4 protein-coding genes are annotated in these 3,157 nt (G+C 28.6%); 3 read left to right on the forward strand and 1 reads right to left on the reverse strand.

Translation table 11 applies throughout. The features are described 5' to 3' along the window. On the forward strand, positions 1-71 hold a 71-nt coding region (rpsI, locus tag RWS90_RS07735; protein WP_314550226.1), incomplete at its 5' end, for a 30S ribosomal protein S9. A 135-nt stretch (positions 72-206) separates the two neighbouring features. On the opposite strand, the gene RWS90_RS07740 is transcribed toward rpsI, so the two are convergent. Then, complete coding sequence (locus RWS90_RS07740) at positions 207-827, reverse strand: hypothetical protein (protein WP_314550220.1); 621 nt, start codon at positions 825-827, stop codon at positions 207-209. Between the two features lie 229 nt (positions 828-1,056). Here RWS90_RS07740 and RWS90_RS07745 point away from each other — a divergent pair, with 229 nt between their 5' ends. Both RWS90_RS07745 and rpsD read left to right on the forward strand, forming a co-directional pair. After that, complete coding sequence (locus RWS90_RS07745; protein ID WP_314550222.1) at positions 1,057-1,716, forward strand: gamma-glutamyl-gamma-aminobutyrate hydrolase family protein; 660 nt, start codon at positions 1,057-1,059, stop codon at positions 1,714-1,716. Positions 1,717-1,948: 232 nt separating this feature from the next. After that, a complete protein-coding gene (gene rpsD, locus RWS90_RS07750; protein ID WP_314550224.1) occupies positions 1,949-2,551 on the forward strand; it encodes a 30S ribosomal protein S4 in 603 nt (200 codons plus the stop codon). The last annotated feature ends 606 nt before the right edge of the window (positions 2,552-3,157 follow it).

Raw genomic sequence — 3,157 nt, forward strand, 5'->3', positions numbered from 1 at the left:
CTCGTATGAAAGAACGTAAAAAATACGGTCTTCGTGGTGCGAGACGTGCTCCTCAATTCTCAAAACGTTAATATTGGTCTTATACCAATTTGCACGTCAAGACAACAGAGAACTTTCTCTGTTGTCTTCTTTTTTTTATACAGAAAAGTAAAAAACTGAAAATCAATATCTAATGGATAGTTGATTTTCAGTTTGAAAAATATATTTTATTCGTATATTTCAGAATCCTTAAGGGTAAAAACTACTTCTGTACCTTCTGGATAGTTATCTAATGATAGTAAAAGTATTTTTTCTTCTATTTTCTTCGGCTTAATTTCTGCGCTTACTTGAGCAATTTCATTTAATTCGTCGTACAGATTTTTAAATAGTTTTGCATCTTTTACGTTGATCTTTGGATTTATTTGATAAATAGGTGTCTCACCAAACCAAGTATCTTCATTTTTAAAATCAATTTCTGATTTTTCGTTAATTTTCAATTTTATCGATATATCATAGTCGAAAGTATATCTATCAAAAAGTTTAGCAAGGCTACTGATGTAATCGTGTGAACCTTTATTAGATCGATTAACAAATTTTAATTTAGCACTATAGTCGATGGCATTTAGATCGAAAATTTCAGCCATTTTAAAAACATCAAATTCATCATACACTTCTGAAGTTACAAAATTAATTTTGACATCATATCCTACTCGTTGAAATTCTTGGTATTTTTCTAATAGTTCTTCTACTGTAACATCTTCGATATTTTCTTTAATATTTGTAACAGATTCTTTTCCATTTTCTATAACTTCTTGTTTAGGATATTTGACAGTTAGTAAATAACTCATTTAATAATTCCTCCTTAAAATTTAGCACAACTATTATTATACATATCTTTAGCAATAATTACAATATCATGAAATAACTTATAAAAAGATTTTCTATATAATTTAAATTAATTATGCAATAGTATTGAATTTTACTAAAATTTCTGAAAATATAGAAAAATCAACCTTGACATTTATTTATAAAGTTTATATAATTAAAATCATAGATTGAAAAAGGAGGTCATTGCACATGAAAATAATAGCAATTTCAACAAGAAGCGTGGATTATAGATCTGATGCAGGTATAGATAAAAGAAGGCTATACGTTAATGGATATTTTTCAGAAATAGCGACCAAAGTAGGTTTTGTATTATTCCCAGTTTGTTCGCAAAATGGAATAGAGAAAATTGTAGAGATGTGTGATGGTCTAATAATTGCGGGAAGAGATAGAGATATAAACCCTAAATATTATGGAGAAGAGCCACAAAAGGGGCTTATTTATCCGGAAGACAATTATGAGGATGAATTAGACTTTAGACTTATTGAATTGTTTGAAAGGCAGAAGAAGCCTATTTTGGGAATATGTAGTGGATTGCAAAGTCTTAATATTTACTTTGGAGGTACACTAAAACAACATATTGATGAGCATACTAGTAAAGAAAAATTAGTAAGGCATTCAGTAAAAATAAACAGGGATTCATTTTTATATAGCTTATATGGAAAAGAAAATAATGTTAATTCAATACATCATCAGGCGATTAATAAACTAGCCGAAGGTTTCAAAGTCACAGCAGTGGCAGACGACGGAACTATTGAAGCAATAGAACGAGAGAACCTTATAGGTGTTCAATGGCACCCGGAGATAGATGATGAGTATAATACTTTTAAAAAATTTGTAGAAACGTGTTAATAAATACATCAAAATAGTTGACTTATTATTTAAATAATGATAAACTATTCTTTGTGTAAAATAATAGCAGTGGATTAATTGTTATTGCCTCTATGTTATACATTTTTTAATGTGGCAACTCGTAGCCTATGCTGCTAGGCGAAGTTCCAGTTTTATAACATATACAACAACGATAATCGTGCTTTTTGTTTTCACAAAAATAAAAACAAAAAGATATAAGGAGGAGCACATAATGGCTCGTTTTACAGGTTCAACTTGGAAAAAATCTCGTCGTTTAGGAATTTCACTAAGCGGTACTGGTAAGGAGTTAGCTAAACGCCCTTACGCACCAGGACAACATGGTCCTAACTTAAGAAAAAAACTATCTGAGTATGGTTTACAATTACAAGAAAAACAAAAACTTCGTTACCTACACGGTATGAATGAAAAACAATTCCGTAAATTATTCGATAAAGCTGGTAAATTACAAGGTCTACACGGTGAAAACTTCATGGCATTACTTGCTACACGTTTAGATTCAGTAGTATACAGCTTAGGTTTAGCAAGAACTAACCGTCAAGCTAGACAATTAGTAAACCACGGACACGTTCTTGTAGATGGTAAAAAAGTAGATATCGCTTCTTACGCTGTTAAACCAGGTCAAGTAGTTTCAGTAAGAGAAAAATCTAGAAACCTTGAAATTGTTAAAGAAGCTGTTGAAGTAACTAACTTCGTTCCTGAATACTTAACTTTTGATGCTGATAAATTAGAAGGATCATTAGTAAGAATTCCAGAAAGAAGTGAATTACACCCAGAAATCAACGAACAACTTATCGTTGAATATTACAGCAGATAATAAAAATACCTCTATTAAACTTATGTTTAATAGAGGTATTTATTTTATAAACTCGAAAATTATGGTGACTTTATGCGAAATAGTTATAATACACTATTATTTTTTGTATTATTGAAATACAAAAAGTTTTCAATAAAATATTTAAAAAATGTTCTTTAGAATAAAAAAATTTATTTAGATAAAATTTTAATAAAACTATAAAATTGTGTTTTTAAAACAAATTTATTTGTAAATATTCAAACGGCGATTAATAAAAATTTAAAAGATGAATATACTAATACAGCAAAATGAAAATCGTATAACAGTGTTTTTCAAATTTCTTTTCTTTTAGTAATTTATCATTTATTTTCATGAAAAAAGTATTAACCGTAGATAAAAGAAGCCTATTTTACTAGAGTTTAGATTAGAAATATTATCTTAAAAAAAGAAAATATTTTCATCGTTATTTTCATTAAAAAAACGCTTTCATTTTATGAACATCTATGCTATAATACAAGTACAGAGAAAAAATAAGGAGGTAAGGGAAATGATTATCGGAGTACCAACAGAAATTAAAAATAATGAAAGTAGAGTGTCTGCTATACCGGGAGTAGTACATGAATTAGT

The organism is uncultured Gemella sp. (assembly GCF_963529685.1).
Classification (GTDB): Bacteria; Bacillota; Bacilli; order Staphylococcales; family Gemellaceae; genus Gemella.

Excerpts from the sequence above, each read along its gene's own strand:
- RWS90_RS07740 (WP_314550220.1), bottom strand. The coding sequence starts at position 827 with ATGAGTTATTTACTAACTGTCAAATATCCTAAACAAGAAGTTATAGAA.
- RWS90_RS07745 (WP_314550222.1), top strand. The coding sequence starts at position 1,057 with ATGAAAATAATAGCAATTTCAACAAGAAGCGTGGATTATAGATCTGAT.
- rpsD (WP_314550224.1), top strand. The coding sequence starts at position 1,949 with ATGGCTCGTTTTACAGGTTCAACTTGGAAAAAATCTCGTCGTTTAGGA.